General features: G+C 45.1%; 16 protein-coding genes. 8 read left to right on the top strand and 8 right to left on the bottom strand.

What is annotated here, in order from left to right:
- Positions 1-11: 11 nt before the first annotated feature.
- The 3 genes from arsC to R8O10_RS13375 are packed head-to-tail and all read left to right on the top strand — an operon-like array spanning position 12 to position 1,395.
- Positions 12-362: an arsenate reductase (glutaredoxin) gene (gene arsC / locus R8O10_RS13365; protein ID WP_005380410.1), complete on the top strand. Its 351-nt coding sequence runs from the start codon at positions 12-14 to the stop codon at positions 360-362.
- Entirely contained in the window at positions 363-932 is a 570-nt protein-coding gene (gene wrbA / locus R8O10_RS13370; protein ID WP_017820823.1) for an NAD(P)H:quinone oxidoreductase, read from the top strand.
- A gap of 22 nt (positions 933-954) precedes the next feature.
- On the top strand, positions 955-1,395 hold the full coding sequence (locus R8O10_RS13375) for a DUF2069 domain-containing protein (protein WP_005380407.1): 441 nt from the start codon (positions 955-957) through the stop codon (positions 1,393-1,395).
- Between the two features lie 129 nt (positions 1,396-1,524).
- Here the strand turns inward: R8O10_RS13375 and R8O10_RS13380 are convergent, their stop codons facing one another.
- Positions 1,525-2,733, bottom strand: coding sequence for a DUF2066 domain-containing protein (locus tag R8O10_RS13380; protein WP_042521428.1), 1,209 nt, complete (start codon positions 2,731-2,733; stop codon positions 1,525-1,527).
- 365 nt (positions 2,734-3,098) lie between these two features.
- On the opposite strand from R8O10_RS13380, the gene R8O10_RS13385 reads away from it, so the two are divergent.
- Positions 3,099-4,352, top strand: coding sequence for a uracil-xanthine permease family protein (locus R8O10_RS13385; protein WP_005389855.1), 1,254 nt, complete (start codon positions 3,099-3,101; stop codon positions 4,350-4,352).
- A gap of 116 nt (positions 4,353-4,468) precedes the next feature.
- Here R8O10_RS13385 and upp read toward each other — a convergent pair whose 3' ends face one another.
- Positions 4,469-5,095, bottom strand: coding sequence for a uracil phosphoribosyltransferase (gene upp / locus R8O10_RS13390; protein ID WP_005380401.1), 627 nt, complete (start codon positions 5,093-5,095; stop codon positions 4,469-4,471).
- A gap of 179 nt (positions 5,096-5,274) precedes the next feature.
- Here upp and purM point away from each other — a divergent pair, with 179 nt between their 5' ends.
- Both purM and purN read left to right on the top strand, forming a co-directional pair.
- Positions 5,275-6,315 (top strand): phosphoribosylformylglycinamidine cyclo-ligase, encoded by a 1,041-nt coding sequence (purM, locus tag R8O10_RS13395; RefSeq protein ID WP_005389861.1) that lies wholly within the window; start codon positions 5,275-5,277, stop codon positions 6,313-6,315.
- A gap of 151 nt (positions 6,316-6,466) precedes the next feature.
- A complete protein-coding gene (gene purN, locus R8O10_RS13400; RefSeq protein WP_053349812.1) occupies positions 6,467-7,123 on the top strand; it encodes a phosphoribosylglycinamide formyltransferase in 657 nt (218 codons plus the stop codon).
- Positions 7,124-7,513: 390 nt separating this feature from the next.
- Here purN and R8O10_RS13405 read toward each other — a convergent pair whose 3' ends face one another.
- A complete protein-coding gene (locus tag R8O10_RS13405; RefSeq protein ID WP_005380394.1) occupies positions 7,514-8,359 on the bottom strand; it encodes a class II glutamine amidotransferase in 846 nt (281 codons plus the stop codon).
- 50 nt (positions 8,360-8,409) lie between these two features.
- Positions 8,410-8,985, bottom strand: a complete 576-nt coding sequence (lpcA, locus tag R8O10_RS13410; RefSeq protein WP_005380392.1) for a D-sedoheptulose 7-phosphate isomerase — start codon at positions 8,983-8,985, stop codon at positions 8,410-8,412.
- Positions 8,986-9,361: 376 nt separating this feature from the next.
- Between lpcA and fadE the strand changes: the two genes are divergently transcribed.
- Together fadE and R8O10_RS13420 are read left to right on the top strand one after the other, a co-directional pair.
- Positions 9,362-11,806 carry an acyl-CoA dehydrogenase FadE gene (gene fadE / locus R8O10_RS13415; RefSeq protein ID WP_238970038.1) on the top strand — a complete coding sequence of 815 codons (2,445 nt, stop codon included), beginning with the start codon at positions 9,362-9,364 and terminating at the stop codon, positions 11,804-11,806.
- A gap of 202 nt (positions 11,807-12,008) precedes the next feature.
- A complete protein-coding gene (locus R8O10_RS13420) occupies positions 12,009-13,784 on the top strand; it encodes a SulP family inorganic anion transporter (protein ID WP_005380390.1) in 1,776 nt (591 codons plus the stop codon).
- A gap of 73 nt (positions 13,785-13,857) precedes the next feature.
- Here R8O10_RS13420 and R8O10_RS13425 read toward each other — a convergent pair whose 3' ends face one another.
- The 4 genes from R8O10_RS13425 to R8O10_RS13440 all read right to left on the bottom strand — a co-directional run bounded on the left by R8O10_RS13425 (position 13,858) and on the right by R8O10_RS13440 (position 16,812).
- Entirely contained in the window at positions 13,858-14,268 is a 411-nt protein-coding gene (locus R8O10_RS13425; protein ID WP_169628595.1) for a GNAT family N-acetyltransferase, read from the bottom strand.
- Between the two features lie 84 nt (positions 14,269-14,352).
- Complete coding sequence (locus R8O10_RS13430; RefSeq protein WP_137282304.1) at positions 14,353-14,745, bottom strand: DUF1353 domain-containing protein; 393 nt, start codon at positions 14,743-14,745, stop codon at positions 14,353-14,355.
- 51 nt (positions 14,746-14,796) lie between these two features.
- A complete protein-coding gene (locus R8O10_RS13435; protein WP_238970039.1) occupies positions 14,797-15,354 on the bottom strand; it encodes a hypothetical protein in 558 nt (185 codons plus the stop codon).
- A gap of 207 nt (positions 15,355-15,561) precedes the next feature.
- Entirely contained in the window at positions 15,562-16,812 is a 1,251-nt protein-coding gene (locus tag R8O10_RS13440) for a TIGR03503 family protein (protein WP_176311132.1), read from the bottom strand.
- Positions 16,813-16,820 lie beyond the last annotated feature (8 nt).

Genomic DNA, 16,820 nt, shown 5'->3' on the forward strand with positions numbered 1-16,820 from the left:
TGGAGAAAACCATGTCAGTCGTGATTTATCACAACCCTCGTTGCTCAAAGAGCCGTCAAACACTTGAACTGCTTGAGCAAAATGGTGTTACACCGGAAGTCGTCAAATACCTAGACACACCACTTAACGTGGATGAACTAAAAGCGCTGTACGCCCAGCTTGGCTTTTCATCTGTACGTGAAATGATGCGCACTAAAGAAAGTGAATATAAAGAGCTTGGCTTAGGCGAAGACTCCGTCAGCGATGAGCAATTATTCGAAGCAATGGCGAAAAATCCAAAGTTGTTTGAGCGTCCGGTTGTCGTTGCTAACGGCAAAGCAAAAATTGGTCGCCCACCAGAGCAAGTGTTGGATATTTTATAAATGGATTGCCAGATCCTTATTTTGTATTTCAGCCGTCATGGCTCGACAAAACAACTGGCAAGACAAATAGCAAGAGGAGTCGAATCGACTCCTCAATGCCAAGTAATTTTGCGTACAGTTGAAGAATTGTCACCTCACTCACACTCCCCTTCTGATCCAATTGTTACTCTAGAGGAACTGAAAACGTGCGACGGTCTAGCGTTTGGCAGTCCCGTCTGGTTTGGCAACATGGCTGCGCCTTTAAAGCACTTCTGGGATCAGACTACATCTTTATGGGTCAGTGGTGACTTAATCGATAAGCCTGCTTGTGTCTTTACCTCTTCGTCCTCGATGCATGGTGGTCAAGAAACAACGTTACAAAGCATGATGACCCCTTTATTGCATCACGGGATGATGGTTTTGGGCATTCCTTATTCCGAGCCAGAGTTACACACTACGCAGTCCGGAGGCACTCCGTATGGCGCCAGCAGTGTAGGCCATGAGGCAACCCTAAGCAGTGAAGAGATTCGCCTGGCACAACAATTAGGCAAAAGGCTGGCAACTGCAGCGTTAAAACTAAAAGTCTGTTAGTAAAATCAAGGATAGTTAATCGATGTCTGACTCTTTAGACCAAACACCACTCGGTACACAGGCTAAAACCTATCGTTACCTGGCTTTATTTGGCAACTTAGCATTATTAGCTTGGGTCGCTATTTGGCAGCTTGCGTTATCCCCTCACCCTCACCTCAGCAGCACAACACTTGCTATTGCTTGGTGTATTCCGCTACTACTTCCGTTGCCTGGTATTTTGGCAGGTAAGCCTTACACTCATGCTTGGGCTAACTTTGTTCTTATGCTGTATTTCTTGCATGCGCTGACCATCCTTTATGTGGATGGGGGTGAACGCTGGCTTGCGGCAGTGGAACTGATACTGACTTCACTCGGTTTCGCTGGCAATATTTTGTTTGCTAGAGCGAGAGGCAAAGAGCTAGGTCTTAAGTTGAAACGCCTCTCTCAAGTAGAAAAAGAAGAAAAAGCGAAATTCAATAAATAACGCCAATTGCAGTCAATCACTGATCATTGGTTCGAATACGAATTTAGAAAACAAAAAGAGTCGCTATTGCGACTCTTTTTTATGCTTACCACATTGTTGCGTTTCACGCCTGGAACGCTACCAAGGCGATTACGATGCCGAGCGCCACTCGTAGATCAAGTCATACTGTTCTCGGACAGGCTCCACAATCATCGGCTGAGTTGGCTGTGTTTCGTCACTTGCTTCTGCCACAATATCTACTGGTACTTCAGGCTGCGCTTCTTTTGGCGTCGCGGCGTCTTTTGCTTCATTACTCTGAACCAATGGCTCTTCTTCTTGAGTTGAAGCTGGGGCATCAACTTCACCTAAAGGATCTTCAAAAACCATTAATTGAGAAATAGAAGAAGCTTCTTTCTCAAAAGCTTGTTGTGATGCCAAAAGGTGGATGTTGAGCGTTAACTCGTCCCCTTGAACACGCTTAATCTCTGTACCCGCAACCGAATTAAGTTGTTTTAACGCATTCTCTAAACGGAAGAAGTCCGTTGCAGAGGTTACATTAAGGACTTTCACTGCTAGCGCTTTTGAAGACTTTCCTGAAACCACAACCGCACTCTTACTTGCATAGTAGTCTGCGATGCCATCCACCATTTCTGCAATAGCATTAGCACCTGATGCAGACCCGCTACGCGGAGAACGTTGCGCTTCTACAATTCTCGTTGGCGACTGGTCGTAGAGTGTCCAACGAATTTGTTCACCTTGAGCTCGTACAACCAAAACGGCGTCAGCTGGGTAGCGCTGGCTGGCTTGACCAATTGGCTCAATAAAGCCGCCCCAAAGATCAGAGACATTAACACCGGTCACATCATCAAAATCCCCAACCGGGATAGTGATTGGTAGGCCTCTTAATTTCGCTGCGCTACGAAGTGCTGCAACATTTGAAGATTCAGAATGTTCCCACGCAATGTTACGATCGTAACCCCGTTCTTCAACCATCCAAACTAAAATATTGGCACGATTTGGCGACCAAGATGGCAATTGTGCTTGTGTTAAAAGAGAGCTGATTTGGTCGTTGTTAAACAACATTTTTAGGCTCGCTTTTCCATCAACCTGCCCATAGCTCAGTTGAGAAATGTAACGCGCACTTGAGCTGAGTGCCTTTTTAATCACTGGATTGCTTAAAGAGGATTGAGAACCGGTCGCTCGAACAATCACATCCTGCATACCTTGTTGACGAGCCAAAGACTCACCGTCGTTCTGCTCACTGTCGATAACCACTTCGGCACGATAGATATCCACCTGAGTTAATGCATATACTGGTAGGGACAACCAACCTATCAGTAAGAGAGCTAAATAGCGCATAGTTTTTATAATCCTCTGAACAAGAACCCGAATAATAAGCAACTATCAAATCTTGAGCAAGGTAAGTACTGAGTAAATTGTCTGTATTATGACCAGCTTTGTTAACTCGGGCCTCAACCAGCGCTTCAGTGCTATTTTTTATAATAAACTCATTGCTTATTAAGCTATCTCAACAAGTTAGGCTGTCCATTTTTCATCTTCACGCAAGACACGTAAAAGAGGACAATTTGCAAGCAAGAAACTCTCAAAAGTGCTATTTATGGGAAAAATTCAATCGAAAGTTTGATCTATGCAACATTGCAAACGATTGCAGGATGATAGTATTCGCCGGATTTGTCTGCGTATCTTGAAAATAGGGAATTATTATGAAAAACGCGTTACAAGGCGCTCAAATGCTCTTTGTCGCTTTTGGTGCTTTGGTGCTTGTGCCGCTCCTAACTGGCCTTGATCCAAACGTAGCCCTCTTTGGTGCCGGTGTCGGTACTCTCCTCTTCCAATTAATGACTAAACGTTCTGTTCCCATCTTCCTTGCCTCTTCTTTTGCGTTTATTGCTCCTATTATGTTCGGTATCCAAACTTGGGGTATCGGTGCAACGATGGGCGGCTTGATGGCAGCGGGCTTAGTTTATGTGGCTCTAGGGGCGATGATCAAAGTGCGCGGTGTTGGATTTATCCATAAAATTCTCCCGCCTGTTGTCGTTGGCCCTGTGATCATGGTTATCGGCCTTGGCCTTGCCCCAACAGCAGTGAACATGGCAGTAGGTAAAACTGGTGATGGAGCAGCACAGCTAGTTAATGGTGATGCTGCGATCATTATCTCGGCGGTCTCACTGCTCACAACCATTGTACTTAGCGTTTTTGCAAAAGGCTTTTTGAAGCTCGTTCCTATTGTTGGTGGTATTCTTGCTGGTTACTCTGTTTCTCTATTCTACGGTGTGGTTGATTTCACTCCCGTAGAACAAGCGGCTTGGCTAGCCATGCCAAACTTCACCGCGCCAGAGTTCAATATCAACGCAATTTTGTTCATGATTCCTGTCGCTATCGCACCTGCGGTTGAGCACGTAGGTGACATGCTTGCTATCTCAAACGTTACAGGTAAAAACTACCTGAAAAAACCAGGCCTTCACCGCACAATCGCAGGTGACGGGGTGGCAACTATCGCAGCTTCGATGGTGGGTGCTCCACCAAACACCACTTACAGTGAAGTAACAGGAGCGGTAATGCTAACCAAAGCATTTAACCCTGTGATCATGACTTGGGCAGCAATCACCGCAATCGTACTTGCATTGGTAGGTAAGCTAGGTGCGGTTCTTCAAACGATTCCAGTTCCTGTTATGGGCGGCATCATGATTCTGCTGTTCGGCTCCATCGCAACGGTAGGCCTCAACACACTGATCAAGAATAACGTTGATTTACATAAGTCTCGTAACCTAGTGATTGTTGCCGTAACCCTTGTGTTTGGCATTGGTGGTATGGCTTTCGGTATTGGTGAGTTCAGTCTACAAGGTGTGAGCCTATGCGGTATCGTGGCAATTATTCTTAACCTTGTGCTACCAAACGATTTAGGTGAAAACCACGTTGTGGATAACGCACAAATGGAAGAAGAAAGCGCTAAATAGTTCGTTTGCGCCGCTTTATTAGGTGGCGTGTCTTACTCTTCTCCTCTTGTAGATACAAAAAAGGCTTGGTTTTCACCAAGCCTTTTTCTGTTCAGTCATAGTAATACATCAAAGAATTACTTAGTACCGAAGATCTTATCACCTGCATCGCCTAGACCCGGAACGATGTAGCCTTTGTCATTAAGCTTCTCATCGATTGCCGCAGTGTATAGCTCAACATCTGGGTGTGCTTTTTCTAGCGCTTCAATACCTTCTGGTGCAGCAACAAGTACCAGCACTTTGATTTGGTTACAACCTTTCTCTTTTAGGAGATCGATAGTAGCAATCATAGAACCACCTGTTGCAAGCATTGGGTCAACAACAAGCGCAATACGCTCCTCGATGTTTGAAGCAAGCTTGTTGAAGTAAGGAACTGGCTCAAGCGTTTCTTCATCACGGTAAATACCCACAACACTGATACGTGCGCTTGGCATGTGCTCAAGAACTCCATCCATCATGCCTAGACCTGCACGTAGGATTGGCACTACGGTTACTTTTTTACCTTTAATCTGGTCTACTTCTACCGGACCGTTCCAACCATCAATGGTCACTTTTTCTGTTTCAAAGTCTGACGTTGCTTCGTAAGTAAGTAGGCTACCGACCTCAGTCGCTAACTCACGAAAACGTTTTGTGCTGATGTCACCTTCTCTCATTAGACCAATTTTATGTTTTACTAGAGGGTGCTTTACTTCAACAACTTTCATGTCCATCTCCGGCTATAGTTGGCAATATTTAAACAAACCTTCAGATTATACATGATTTTCACAGGGATATCAGGATAAATCACTAAAGAAAAAAACAGACGCAAACGTTTGCTATCTATGTTTAAGCACTGTTAGAATAGCGCCGTTTTCATATCCAACTTAATACCGAGGACTTCCCTGTGAGTGGTAACAACTCTTCTCTTAGCTATAAAGACGCTGGTGTAGATATTGATGCAGGCAACGCGCTTGTGGATCGTATTAAGGGTGCGGTAAAACGTACTCGTCGCCCTGAAGTTATGGGTGGTATCGGTGGTTTTGGCGCGCTATGCGAATTGCCAACTAAATACAAACAACCTGTACTGGTTTCTGGTACTGATGGCGTTGGCACCAAACTTCGCCTAGCACTGGATATGAACAAGCACGACACGATCGGCATCGACCTAGTGGCAATGTGTGTAAATGATCTTATCGTGCAAGGCGCAGAGCCACTGTTTTTCCTAGATTACTATGCAACAGGCAAACTAGACGTTGATACCGCAGCGGATGTTGTTTCAGGTATCGCAGAAGGGTGTGTTCAAGCAGGTTGTGCCCTAATTGGTGGCGAAACTGCGGAGATGCCGGGCATGTATGAAGGCGAAGACTACGACGTAGCTGGTTTCTGTGTTGGCGTAGTAGAAAAAGAAGACGTGATTGACGGCACGAAAGTCGCTGCTGGTGATGCACTTATCGCTGTTGGCTCAAGCGGCCCACACTCAAACGGTTACTCCCTTATCCGTAAGATCCTAGAAGTATCTGGTGCAGATAAGAGCGAAGAGCTAGCAGGCCGCACTATTGGTGAGCACCTACTGGAACCAACAAAAATTTACATCAAGTCAGCACTTAAGATGATTGAGAAACACGACATCCATGCGATTTCTCATATCACTGGTGGTGGTTTCTGGGAAAACATCCCACGCGTACTGCCTGAAGGCACGAAAGCAGTTATCGATGGTAACAGTTGGGAATGGCCAGTTATCTTCAAGTGGCTACAAGAGAAAGGCAACGTCGACACACACGAAATGTACCGCACATTCAACTGTGGTGTAGGTCTAATCGTCGCACTACCGAAAGACCAGGCAGATGCAGCAGTTGCTCTTCTTAAAGAAGAAGGCGAAAACGCGTGGGTGATTGGTCAAATCGCACAAGCAGACGCGAACGAAGAGCAAGTTGAAATCCAATAATTTGCAAATCGAGCTCAAAAGATAAGAAGAATGAGGACACTAGATGACTAGGTCCTCATTTTGCTATCTAGGACACTAAAAACCATTCTATTAGTAGGTAGTTTAGAAGCTACATAACTCCAACCTACAATACCAAGGCGCTCTCGACATCATGAAAAACCATACCCTAAAAAACATTGTGGTCCTCATCTCGGGTAACGGAAGTAACCTGCAAGCTATCTTGGAAGCTTGCGAAGACAGCATGCCAAACGCACGAGTGGCAGCCGTGTTCTCTAACAAAGCAGATGCTTTTGGTTTAGAACGTGCAAAAAAGTTTGATGTGGACGGTCACTTTGTCGACCCTAAAGCATTCAGATCGCGTGAAAGCTTTGATGCAGAGCTAATGAGTCAAATAGATGAATACCAACCAGACGTGATTATTCTTGCTGGTTACATGCGCATTCTGAGCAGCGCATTTGTTTCTCATTACATGGGTAAGATGATCAATATCCACCCTTCTCTTCTGCCAAAATATCCTGGGCTACACACACACCAGAGAGCAATTGATGCTAGCGACAAAGAACATGGTACGAGTGTGCACTTTGTAACGGAAGAGCTTGATGGTGGCCCTGTCATACTGCAAGCAAAAGTTCCTGTGTTCGAAGACGATGATGCTAGTGTACTTGCGGCACGTGTTCAGGCGCAGGAGCACCGAATCTACCCTATGGTGGCTAAGTGGCTGGTAGACGAGCGGTTGATCATGAAGGATGGTAAAGCCTATTTAGATGGCGCAGAGCTTGGCGTACATGGGTACGCCTCAGATGAGTAGCCCTGAATAATAAACTCCAAGCACAAAAGAGCAGCCTGAGGGCTGCTCTTGGTTGTTTTAATACTTATAAACTTGATTCAAGAAAGCCGTAGTGAGACTAGAAACCTAAAACCCAACATTCTAAAAAATCCCATAACCACTTGAGTAACATAACACTCGGAAAGTAGATTCTGAATCTGGTTCGTTCTTCACCGTTCAGACTGACGAGGTGTTTTATGAGAAATTTCTATCAGTTACGTCTTTACAGCAAGCCTTAGCGAGACTAGGACTCTACTACCAGCACTCTAGAAAGTAAGAATGCTCATCCGTATCCGCCCTCGGTTTAAAACGCATAAAAATAAAGCTCGCGATTAAGCGAGCTTTATTTTTTATATTCAGAGTAAGAGACCATCACTCTAACGGTTCGGTTGGCGCTTGATTGCCCGGCTTAGCCGCCGCAAACGGCACATTTACCAGTTCAGAGGCATTATTTTTGACTAGTTCACCTAGGTGAAACAAGCCGTATTCGCCAGGTTTCATACGCTGCCAAGCTTCGTTGCCCGTCAAAGGTTGAGTTGCAATCACAGAAACGATGTCGTGTGGCGTTGTTTCTTCTTGGAAGTTAATTTCCACATCTTCATCAAGCAACGCGGCTTTTCCAAACGGTGCGCGTCTTGTGATCCAATACAAATGATTGGTGCAATACGTCATTACATACTCACCATCACTCAGAAGCATGTTAAATACACCCTTCTCTCTTAGCTCATCACAACATTTAGCAACATATAAGAATACCGACTCCATATCCTTTGGTGGCTCAGGATATCGATCTTCCATTTGCTTCAATAACCAGCAAAATGCCAGTTCACTATCTGTTTCACCGACAGGTCGATGTCGACCTGTATGCAAGTCTTGATAGCCAGAGAGCTGACCGTTATGCGCAAACGTCCAATACCTACCCCACAGCTCACGTGTAAAGGGATGAGTATTTTCTAAATTAACACCACCACGATTCGCCTGTCGGATATGACTAACGACCGCACGACTTTTGATGGGATAATTTTGTACCAACTCTGCAATTTTAGACTCACAACTTGGCTTGGGATCTTTGAAGGTTCGAAAGCCCTTCCCTTCGTAGAAGGTGATCCCCCATCCGTCACGGTGTGGGCCGGTTCGACCTCCACGCTGCATGAGCCCAGTAAAACTGAAACAAATATCCGTTGGAACATTAGCGCTCATACCGAGCAATTCACACATGGTTTAAAAAACTCCCTAACAACACAGCTCGAAACGGTGGCCGTAAACGATTATTCCATCTCTTTTTCGATCAACTGAATGATGATATGAATAATCTTAATATGAATTTCCTGAATGCGGTCTGCATAACCAAAGTGTGGCACGCGGATTTCAATATCTGCAAGGCCTGCCATTTTGCCGCCATCTTTACCTGTTAGCGCAATCGTCTTCATGCCTTTCGCTTGTGCTGCTTCTATCGCTTTCAGGATGTTACCTGAGTTACCTGAAGTCGACAGACCAAACAGTACGTCACCTTTTCGACCAACCGCTTCTACATAACGTGAAAACACGAAGTCATAACCAAAGTCATTACTCACACAAGAAAGGTGGCTTGGATCTGAAATAGCAATACCAGCATAGCCAGGACGATTTTCTCGGTAACGGCCTGTTAGCTCTTCGGCAAAGTGCATTGAATCACAGTGAGAACCACCGTTACCACACGACAATACTTTACCATCTTGCTTGAATGAGTCAGCAATCATTTTCGCCGCTGCTTCGATTTGCGCAATGTTATGGTCATCGCTTAAAAATTTGTTGAGCACTTCAGCAGCTTCGTTTAATTCACTTCTAATCAGATCATGGTACATAAGACGTTCTCTTTATTATTTCGGCTTCAGTCAGCTCTTGACTCACTGAGCAAATTGTTCTGATACCAATTTGGTATCGGACATTTCATAAACCTGAACTCGGGTTTGATTACTCTGAGTTTACCCACAAACGAGAATTAGTGTCGATAGTGAACCAACAGATTTAGATTAGTGATGGTAATAAACTTGTCAACTTGCTCATGAAACCATCACTCAAATCTCAACTTTAGAATTTTAACTCTACTTAGATCACTTTTTATCCAATCTTATGTTTTACATTTCCTTAATATTTTGATTACACTTAAACCAACTGGTTAGACCTCTTACCTAACATACAGACGTACAAAACTTATAAAGTCTGAAAAGGAAAATACATATGGACATCTTGCTCTCAATCATCACGATGGCGATCGTGCTAGGCATTACGCTCTACCACCGCATGTCTCTCGTGAAATCTATTAGCTTACTCACCGCAGCCATGCTGGCTCTTACAGTAGCTGGTACTGTCGGCGTTATTGGTTGGGCTATTTACGTTCTCGCCGCAGCTGTGCTCGCGGTTCCTGGCGTACGTCAGTCTTTAATTAGCCGCAAAGCGTTAGTGCTTTTCAAGAAAGTGCTGCCAGCTATGTCTCAAACCGAAAAAGAAGCGTTAGACGCAGGTACCGTCTGGTGGGAAGCCGAACTATTTAAAGGCAAACCAGAGTGGCAAAAGCTACACGCAATTCAAGCACCTAAGTTAAGTGCGGAAGAACAAGCCTTTTTAGACGGCCCTGTGAATGAAGTGTGCGCCATGGTGAGTGATTTCCAAGTGACCCATGAACTCGCGGACTTACCGCCAGAAGTTTGGCAATACCTGAAAGATCATAAGTTCTTCGCCATGATCATTAAGAAAAAGTACGGTGGTCTGGAATTCTCAGCATACGCGCAATCTTTGGTGCTACAAAAACTAACGGGTGTTTCTGGCGTTCTATCGTCTACCGTTGGTGTTCCTAACTCTTTGGGCCCAGGTGAGCTACTGCAACACTACGGTACTGAAGATCAAAAAAATCATTACTTACCGCGTCTAGCTGAAGGTAAGGAAATCCCTTGTTTCGCCCTAACAAGTCCAGAAGCGGGTTCTGACGCTGGATCTATTCCAGATTACGGTGTGGTCTGTAAAGGCGAATGGGAAGGAAAAGAAGTACTGGGTATGCGCCTGACTTGGAACAAGCGCTACATCACCCTAGCGCCAGTCGCAACGGTACTAGGCTTAGCATTTAAACTTCGCGATCCTGAAGGTTTGCTAGGCGACAAAGAAGATCTTGGCATCACTTGTGCGCTTATCCCAACTGATGTCAAAGGTGTTGAGATTGGTAACCGACACTTCCCGCTCAATGTACCATTCCAAAATGGTCCAACGCGCGGTAAAGACATCTTTGTTCCTATCGATTTCATTATCGGTGGTGAAAAAATGGCGGGCCAAGGTTGGCGTATGCTGGTTGAGTGTCTGTCGGTTGGACGTGGTATCACGCTACCTTCAAACTCAACAGGTGGCATCAAAACTGCGGCAATGGCAACCGGTGCTTACTCACGTATTCGCCGTCAGTTCAAACAGCCGATCGGCCATATGGAAGGAGTTGAAGAACCATTAGCACGCTTGGGTGGTAATGCTTACGTGATGGATGCAGCAAGCAACTTAACCGTTGCGGGTATCGACTTAGGTGAAAAACCTTCAGTTATCTCAGCTATCGTGAAGTATCACTGTACGCACCGCGGCCAGCAAAGCATCATCGATGCAATGGACATCGTAGGCGGTAAAGGTATCTGTATGGGACCTTCTAACTTCCTAGCTCGTGGTTACCAAGGTGCGCCAATCGCAGTAACGGTTGAGGGTGCTAACATTCTAACACGCTCAATGATCATCTTTGGCCAAGGCGCAATCCGTTGCCATCCGTACGTTCTTGAAGAAATGAACGCGGCGTATTCTGAAGCAAGTAATGCTGTCGAGAAATTTGATAAAGCGCTTGCTGGTCACGTGAGCTTTACAATGAGTAACCTAGTGCGCAGTATCTGGTTTGGTTTGAGCGACGGTCTGGGCTCTTCATCACCAACCAGGGATGCAACCAAGCGTTACTACCAACAATTGAACCGTTACAGTGCAAACCTTGCTCTGCTATCGGATATCTCAATGGCAGTGCTAGGTGGCTCTTTGAAGCGTAAAGAGCGTCTATCAGCGCGTCTTGGTGACATTCTAAGCCAGCTATATTTAAGCTCTGCGACGTTGAAACGTTTTGAGCAAGATAGCCGCCCAGTCGAAGATTTACCATTAGTACACTGGGGTCTACAAGACAGTTTGAAACAAGCGGAAGTGGCGGTAGACGAATTCTTAGCAAACTTCCCGAACAAAGTGATTGGTCGTGCACTGCGCGTGTTAATCATGCCATTCGGTCGTGTACGCAAAGCGCCAAGCGATAAACTAGACAGTAAAGTGGCGCGCATTCTACAAACGCCAAGTGCAACGCGCTCACGCATTGGTCGCGGTCAATACCTTGAACCAACCGAGCACAACGCAGCAGGTAAGATTGAGCTTGCGCTGTCAGTCATTCTTCAAGCTGAACCTGTGTTTGACAAAGTATGTAAAGCGCAAGGTAAGCGTCGCCCATTCTTACGTTTGGATATGATTGCTCAGGAAGGGCTAGAGCAAGGCTTTATCACGCAAGAAGAAGCCGATCTACTCAGAGAAGCGGAACAGCATCGTCTAGATACAATCAACGTTGACGATTTTGAGCCGGAACTGCTTGCCGCAAAGCCGCTATACCCTCAGATGGATAGTGTCGCGTAACTCTAGAATCTGAGACCACAAACGGGAGTATCAGCTCCCGTTTTTTATTGCTTCCAGAATCGGATTCATAACACCTCACACTACAAAGCCCCCCTGCGCAATAAAATCCTCGCACTCCAATCTTTCCCCCGATTTCCAGTGATAACTAACTCACAGACGTTCCAACTAAGCGGTGTATACTTTAAGTAACTCACTCACATATATGGTAAATCCGTTGGCTAAAATATTACTCGCACAGTGGTTCCCAGGGCTTGTTCAGCTTAAGCATTATCAAAAAGAATGGTTTGTTAACGACTTTAGAGCCGCCTTTTCTGTTGTCGCGGTTGCACTGCCAGTTGCCATAGCTTACGCACAGTTAACTGGTGTATCCGCAATTGTCGGTCTGTATTCGTGTGTACTGCCAATGTTGGTTTACGCTATGATGGGCACATCTCGACAACTCATTGTCGGACCCGATGCAGCAACCTGTGCAGTGATTGCTGCTGTTGTGACACCACTTGCCGCAGGTGACCCCACAAAACATTGGCAGTTGGTTATGACCATGACAGCGATGACGGGGATTTGGTGTGTACTGGCAAGTCGTTTCAAGCTAGGGGTATTTGCAGATTTCCTTTCTCGCCCGATTCTTTTGGGTCTACTCAACGGTGTTGCTCTCACAATTATCGTTGGTCAGTTTGCGAAAGTAGTCGGTTTGAAATACGAGCAACGTTATTTACTGGAACGTTTATGGGAAGCTCCACAACGATTAACCGATCTTCATTGGCCTACTGTAACTCTGAGTATCGTGACAGTTGTCGTTTATTTGCTCACCAAACGCTACCGACCAACTTGGCCTGCTGCCATGCTGGCGATCCTCGTAACTACTGCGTCAGTTTGGTTTTTCCATTTACAAGAGATGGGCGTATCGGTTGTCGGACTCACTCAAGGTGGCTTCCCTCAGTTTCAAACACCGGAATTTGAGCTAGGTGAAGTTCGTGAACTAGTAGTCCCGGCGCTCAACCTTGCGATTGTCAGTTTTGTTAGCATGATGCTCACCGCCCGCAGTTTCGCGGCTAAAAACGGTTATGATATTGATGCAAATAAAGAGTTTCAGGCGTTGGGTTTTGCCAACATTGCCTCAGCGTTTTCACAAGGTTTCGCGATAAGCGGCGCTGACTCACGCACAGCCGTCAATGATGCAAATGGCGGTAAATCTCAATTAGTTTCGATTGTCGCTGCAATCACCATTGCCATTATTGCGGTATTTATTTACGAGCCTTTGCAGTTCATCCCTATCGCTTCACTTGGTGTTGTATTGATCATTGCGTCCCTATCGCTGCTCGATCTTAAAGCAATTTGGAAATTAAAATCTCGTGACAAGGATGCATTTTATCTGGCCATCATTACTTTTATTTCTGTGTTGATCGTGGGTGTAATACCGGGGATCACTTTGGCGGTATTGCTAGGGCTGTTTCAATTTTTACGGATTGTCATGCGACCGAGTGATCAGCTACTTGGCTTGGATGAAAAAGGTACCATTCGGACCATCGACGACTCAGGAAAAGCTTCGCCTATTCCTGGAATGGTGATTTACCGCTTTAACTCACCGCTAACTTACTTCAACGCTCCTTACTTTAAACGTAGAGTGTTAGAGCAGGCAGAGCATCACAAAGACGCAAGTTGCGTTGTCATCGACGCCGTGTCGAGCTTTACTCACTTGGATCTCAGTGTGATGGCAACACTGGCAGATATTCACAATACTTTGAAAAAGAGAGGCGTACGCTTAATCCTCGCAGGAAGGAAACGACGTCTTCGTCAATGGTGTGAGCTTACTGGTATCAGCACCAGTGAAGGAGGCATCTTACTGCGAGCTGATATGTACCTTGCCATTAAACTTAGTGGCTGTTACATCAGTGCTGTGGGTGAGGGACAAATTCCTACTGTTCAAAAAGAGCCTGATTTAGAGCAGCCACCCAAACCAATTCCAGAAGTGGCTTAAATAGAAATTTAATATAGAAAACAGGAAATTAAACTCCTGTTTTCTAGTGCTTATCTTCACAGCTGAATACGTGTTACGCCTTTGGCTTAAACTTTTTTGTCATCCCTTGGCTTTTAGGAGCCACCAGCCTATAACCAAGCTTTTCGTAAAAGACCGGTTCATCAGCAATCATAGAAACGTAAGAGCCTTCAAGTGCAACAGAAGAAAGATAACCGTCGATGTATTCCATGACTTTTCTACCTAAACCGTTGCCTTGATAATCAGAATCAACGGCAACGTCGACAATTTCGAAGTTACACGCCCCGTCACCAACAACCCGACCCATTGCAATGAGCTTTCCTTCATCCCGAACAGATACGCCATATAACGAATTGGGTAGACCAACTTCAGCAGCTTTCAACGATTTGGGTGATAGCCCGGCTTTGATACGCATATCACAGTATTCTTTCGGGCTTGGCACATGCTCTTCATATCTTATTGTCATTATGTACTACTCCTTTGTATCACCTTGGAGCTTACATAACTAAACTGTATAAATAAACAGTTAAACGTTGGAAAGATGTTCCCATTAAGCACACAAAGTATCGGGTCTAGAAAAGAACCCGCCGACAACTCTGACGCCATAATAGATATAAGTTGCTCTGAAGCTAGACATTCCTTTTTCTAAACATGTTTCTCTCAACAACGTATCCGCATGCTTTCGAGCACTTTGTGGCAACACCTCTTCCCTCATGAGTTGGTAAAGAGCATCATGCACTAAAGAAGCTTTCATAATGTTTTTTGTGTCTAACGCTGGCCCACTCGCTCCATCCCATGCATAGCCCTTTTTAATCGTTAACACGCCTTGTTTGGACAAACTAAGAAAAGGGCTGTCATACGCCTGACTCACTGAAATGTGAGTCTCAATCTTTTCTTCAGAATGGAGAGTGTATTTATACTTCTGACGCTTTTTGTATTTCATAACCTAACCGCCTAGCTAACTTCAGTGGGAGGAACGGAGATGACTCTCAAATTAGAGTTTCTTAGAGAGTTTTTTCAAGTAGGACTTAGCAAGCTCATGGTTATCTCTGCTCAACCACTTAATACAATCAAAGAGTTCCCAGATCAGGCCTTGATCACCACTGGTATAAACTGGGAACTCTTCATGCTTTGGCGCAGGTTCATCAGTAACCATGCCCGCAATCACATCAGCTTTATCAAATAAAGTCTTAAATGGCTTAGAAAGTTTGAAGGGGTCACAGAGATCTAAACAATGAATCTCTGCACTGGTTAGGTCATTAAAAATGTATTTTTTGAAACACGCATTTTCGTTGTGCTCTCCCTCAAGGCGATAAAAAATGTCTTTATTAGCTTCAAACTGGGTAAAGCAAGGCGCTGAGGCTTTATGGAAGTTGTTTTGAGTAAATACAACAGCATCAGCGTCCGAAATACGGTCACCTTGTCCTGATGACAAGGAGCCAAGCAATACCGCGGCAACAACGTCTTTTTCAGAATAAAAGGCATCATAAGCTGACTCAACCAAGGCCTTTTGTCGTGGTAAATGTTCTAGTCCTAACTCTCCAATTGTCATAACTCACTCCGTCTATACGCACTAAAATCAAGTCGAAACGTAAACAGTATCATGCGAGCTTTATTATGATTAATCAACGTTAAATCATGGTGTTACTTTAAAATAAAATGATTAATGACCATGAGAAACATCAAACTCTGTCTCAAACTTAAACTGAAAAAAACGGAGCCGATTGGCTCCGTTTCTCGCTTTATGTGTGTGTTACTACTATTTCTTTGGTACTTCTAATTGCATCTCTGGCATGGCATCGCGCTTCGCTTTAATTTTGCGCCAGACTATCCATGCAATGATCACAATCAGCAGCATTATCACATTACCCACCGCGATAATAATCATGCTGCGCTTACGCTCAGCCTCCCGCTCAGCGATAATTTGCTTTTCCATTTCAATACGACGCTGCTCGGCTAATTCAGCTTCTTTTGCAATTCGAGCAGCTTCTAGATCAACTTCATCAACAACACTGAAGGTTTGCTCTGGGATAGGAAACGCCAACGAGCGCTGGGTTGCAAAATCAGTGGCAAAGATCTCGCCGCGCCAGGCGTACTTACCAAGTTCAGAATCGTTATTGAGGTTCAACGTAACTCTCATTCCATCTTTAGAGACCTGTCCTTGGCTGTAACTAATGAAACCATCGGGAGCGTCCTTTTTCACTGTGACTGCTATAGAGCCTGGTGCAATCATACCTTGCTCGCCACTCACCACTAATTGGTGTGGCTTATCGGAATTACGAGCCTGAATAAAAGTACGAGAGATTGGGTTCGGATAAACCAAGATGACTTGTTCTTGCGCTCGTAAGAATACGCCATTGCCAGACGTGATGCGCGCGCGGTACTTACCAGGCTCAACGTCTATTGGGAGCTGAACCGTAAACACACCATCCCCTGCTTTTTCATCCAAGCCTCGGCCGTCATCAGAAAACTCACCCACAACCATCGGCACTGGACGTGCTTCTTTGATCAGCTCATCTTCATTTTCGACAAACTTGGTAAATGTCACGCGCAGATTCACGCGATCAAGGAAGTCGCGCAGTACAAGAGGTTTGCCGTCGGAGGTCAGGCGAGCTGTAAACTTAAGCGCTTCCCCATTATATAATCGGTTTGGGAACAGATCCGTACTGAGCTTTAGGTGAGAAATTAAGCGGATGTTATTTTTAGGCGTAACTTTCCCCACAGCCTGCCATGGACCTGGCATAGGGTTATCAACGGAAATAATATCGAGTGAGGCTTCTTGATACCAACGTACATTGTCGTAAGAGCCCCAAGCATAGTATTTTTTACCGTCAGGACGGACTAAAACAACTGGCTGAGAACTTTGCTCACGATAAACCAAAAACGTGATCTGCTCGATGGTTGGATCAACTCGAAAGCGATTGTCTAACAAAGACATTGTAGATTCACTCGCAGCACTCGAGAGACTACTCCATATCGCTAAAAACGCGACCAACAAAGCCCTCAACATAGCTTCTC

It is taken from the genome of Vibrio sp. 1727 (assembly GCF_033344415.1).
In the GTDB taxonomy this organism is placed as follows: Bacteria; Pseudomonadota; Gammaproteobacteria; order Enterobacterales; family Vibrionaceae; genus Vibrio; species Vibrio alginolyticus.

Excerpts from the sequence above, each read along its gene's own strand:
- arsC (WP_005380410.1), top strand. The coding sequence starts at position 12 with ATGTCAGTCGTGATTTATCACAACCCTCGTTGCTCAAAGAGCCGTCAA.
- wrbA (WP_017820823.1), top strand. The coding sequence starts at position 363 with ATGGATTGCCAGATCCTTATTTTGTATTTCAGCCGTCATGGCTCGACA.
- R8O10_RS13375 (WP_005380407.1), top strand. The coding sequence starts at position 955 with ATGTCTGACTCTTTAGACCAAACACCACTCGGTACACAGGCTAAAACC.
- R8O10_RS13380 (WP_042521428.1), bottom strand. The coding sequence starts at position 2,733 with ATGCGCTATTTAGCTCTCTTACTGATAGGTTGGTTGTCCCTACCAGTA.
- R8O10_RS13385 (WP_005389855.1), top strand. The coding sequence starts at position 3,099 with ATGAAAAACGCGTTACAAGGCGCTCAAATGCTCTTTGTCGCTTTTGGT.
- upp (WP_005380401.1), bottom strand. The coding sequence starts at position 5,095 with ATGAAAGTTGTTGAAGTAAAGCACCCTCTAGTAAAACATAAAATTGGT.
- purN (WP_053349812.1), top strand. The coding sequence starts at position 6,467 with ATGAAAAACCATACCCTAAAAAACATTGTGGTCCTCATCTCGGGTAAC.
- R8O10_RS13405 (WP_005380394.1), bottom strand. The coding sequence starts at position 8,359 with ATGTGTGAATTGCTCGGTATGAGCGCTAATGTTCCAACGGATATTTGT.
- lpcA (WP_005380392.1), bottom strand. The coding sequence starts at position 8,985 with ATGTACCATGATCTGATTAGAAGTGAATTAAACGAAGCTGCTGAAGTG.
- fadE (WP_238970038.1), top strand. The coding sequence starts at position 9,362 with ATGGACATCTTGCTCTCAATCATCACGATGGCGATCGTGCTAGGCATT.
- R8O10_RS13420 (WP_005380390.1), top strand. The coding sequence starts at position 12,009 with ATGGTAAATCCGTTGGCTAAAATATTACTCGCACAGTGGTTCCCAGGG.
- R8O10_RS13425 (WP_169628595.1), bottom strand. The coding sequence starts at position 14,268 with ATGACAATAAGATATGAAGAGCATGTGCCAAGCCCGAAAGAATACTGT.
- R8O10_RS13430 (WP_137282304.1), bottom strand. The coding sequence starts at position 14,745 with ATGAAATACAAAAAGCGTCAGAAGTATAAATACACTCTCCATTCTGAA.
- R8O10_RS13435 (WP_238970039.1), bottom strand. The coding sequence starts at position 15,354 with ATGACAATTGGAGAGTTAGGACTAGAACATTTACCACGACAAAAGGCC.
- R8O10_RS13440 (WP_176311132.1), bottom strand. The coding sequence starts at position 16,812 with ATGTTGAGGGCTTTGTTGGTCGCGTTTTTAGCGATATGGAGTAGTCTC.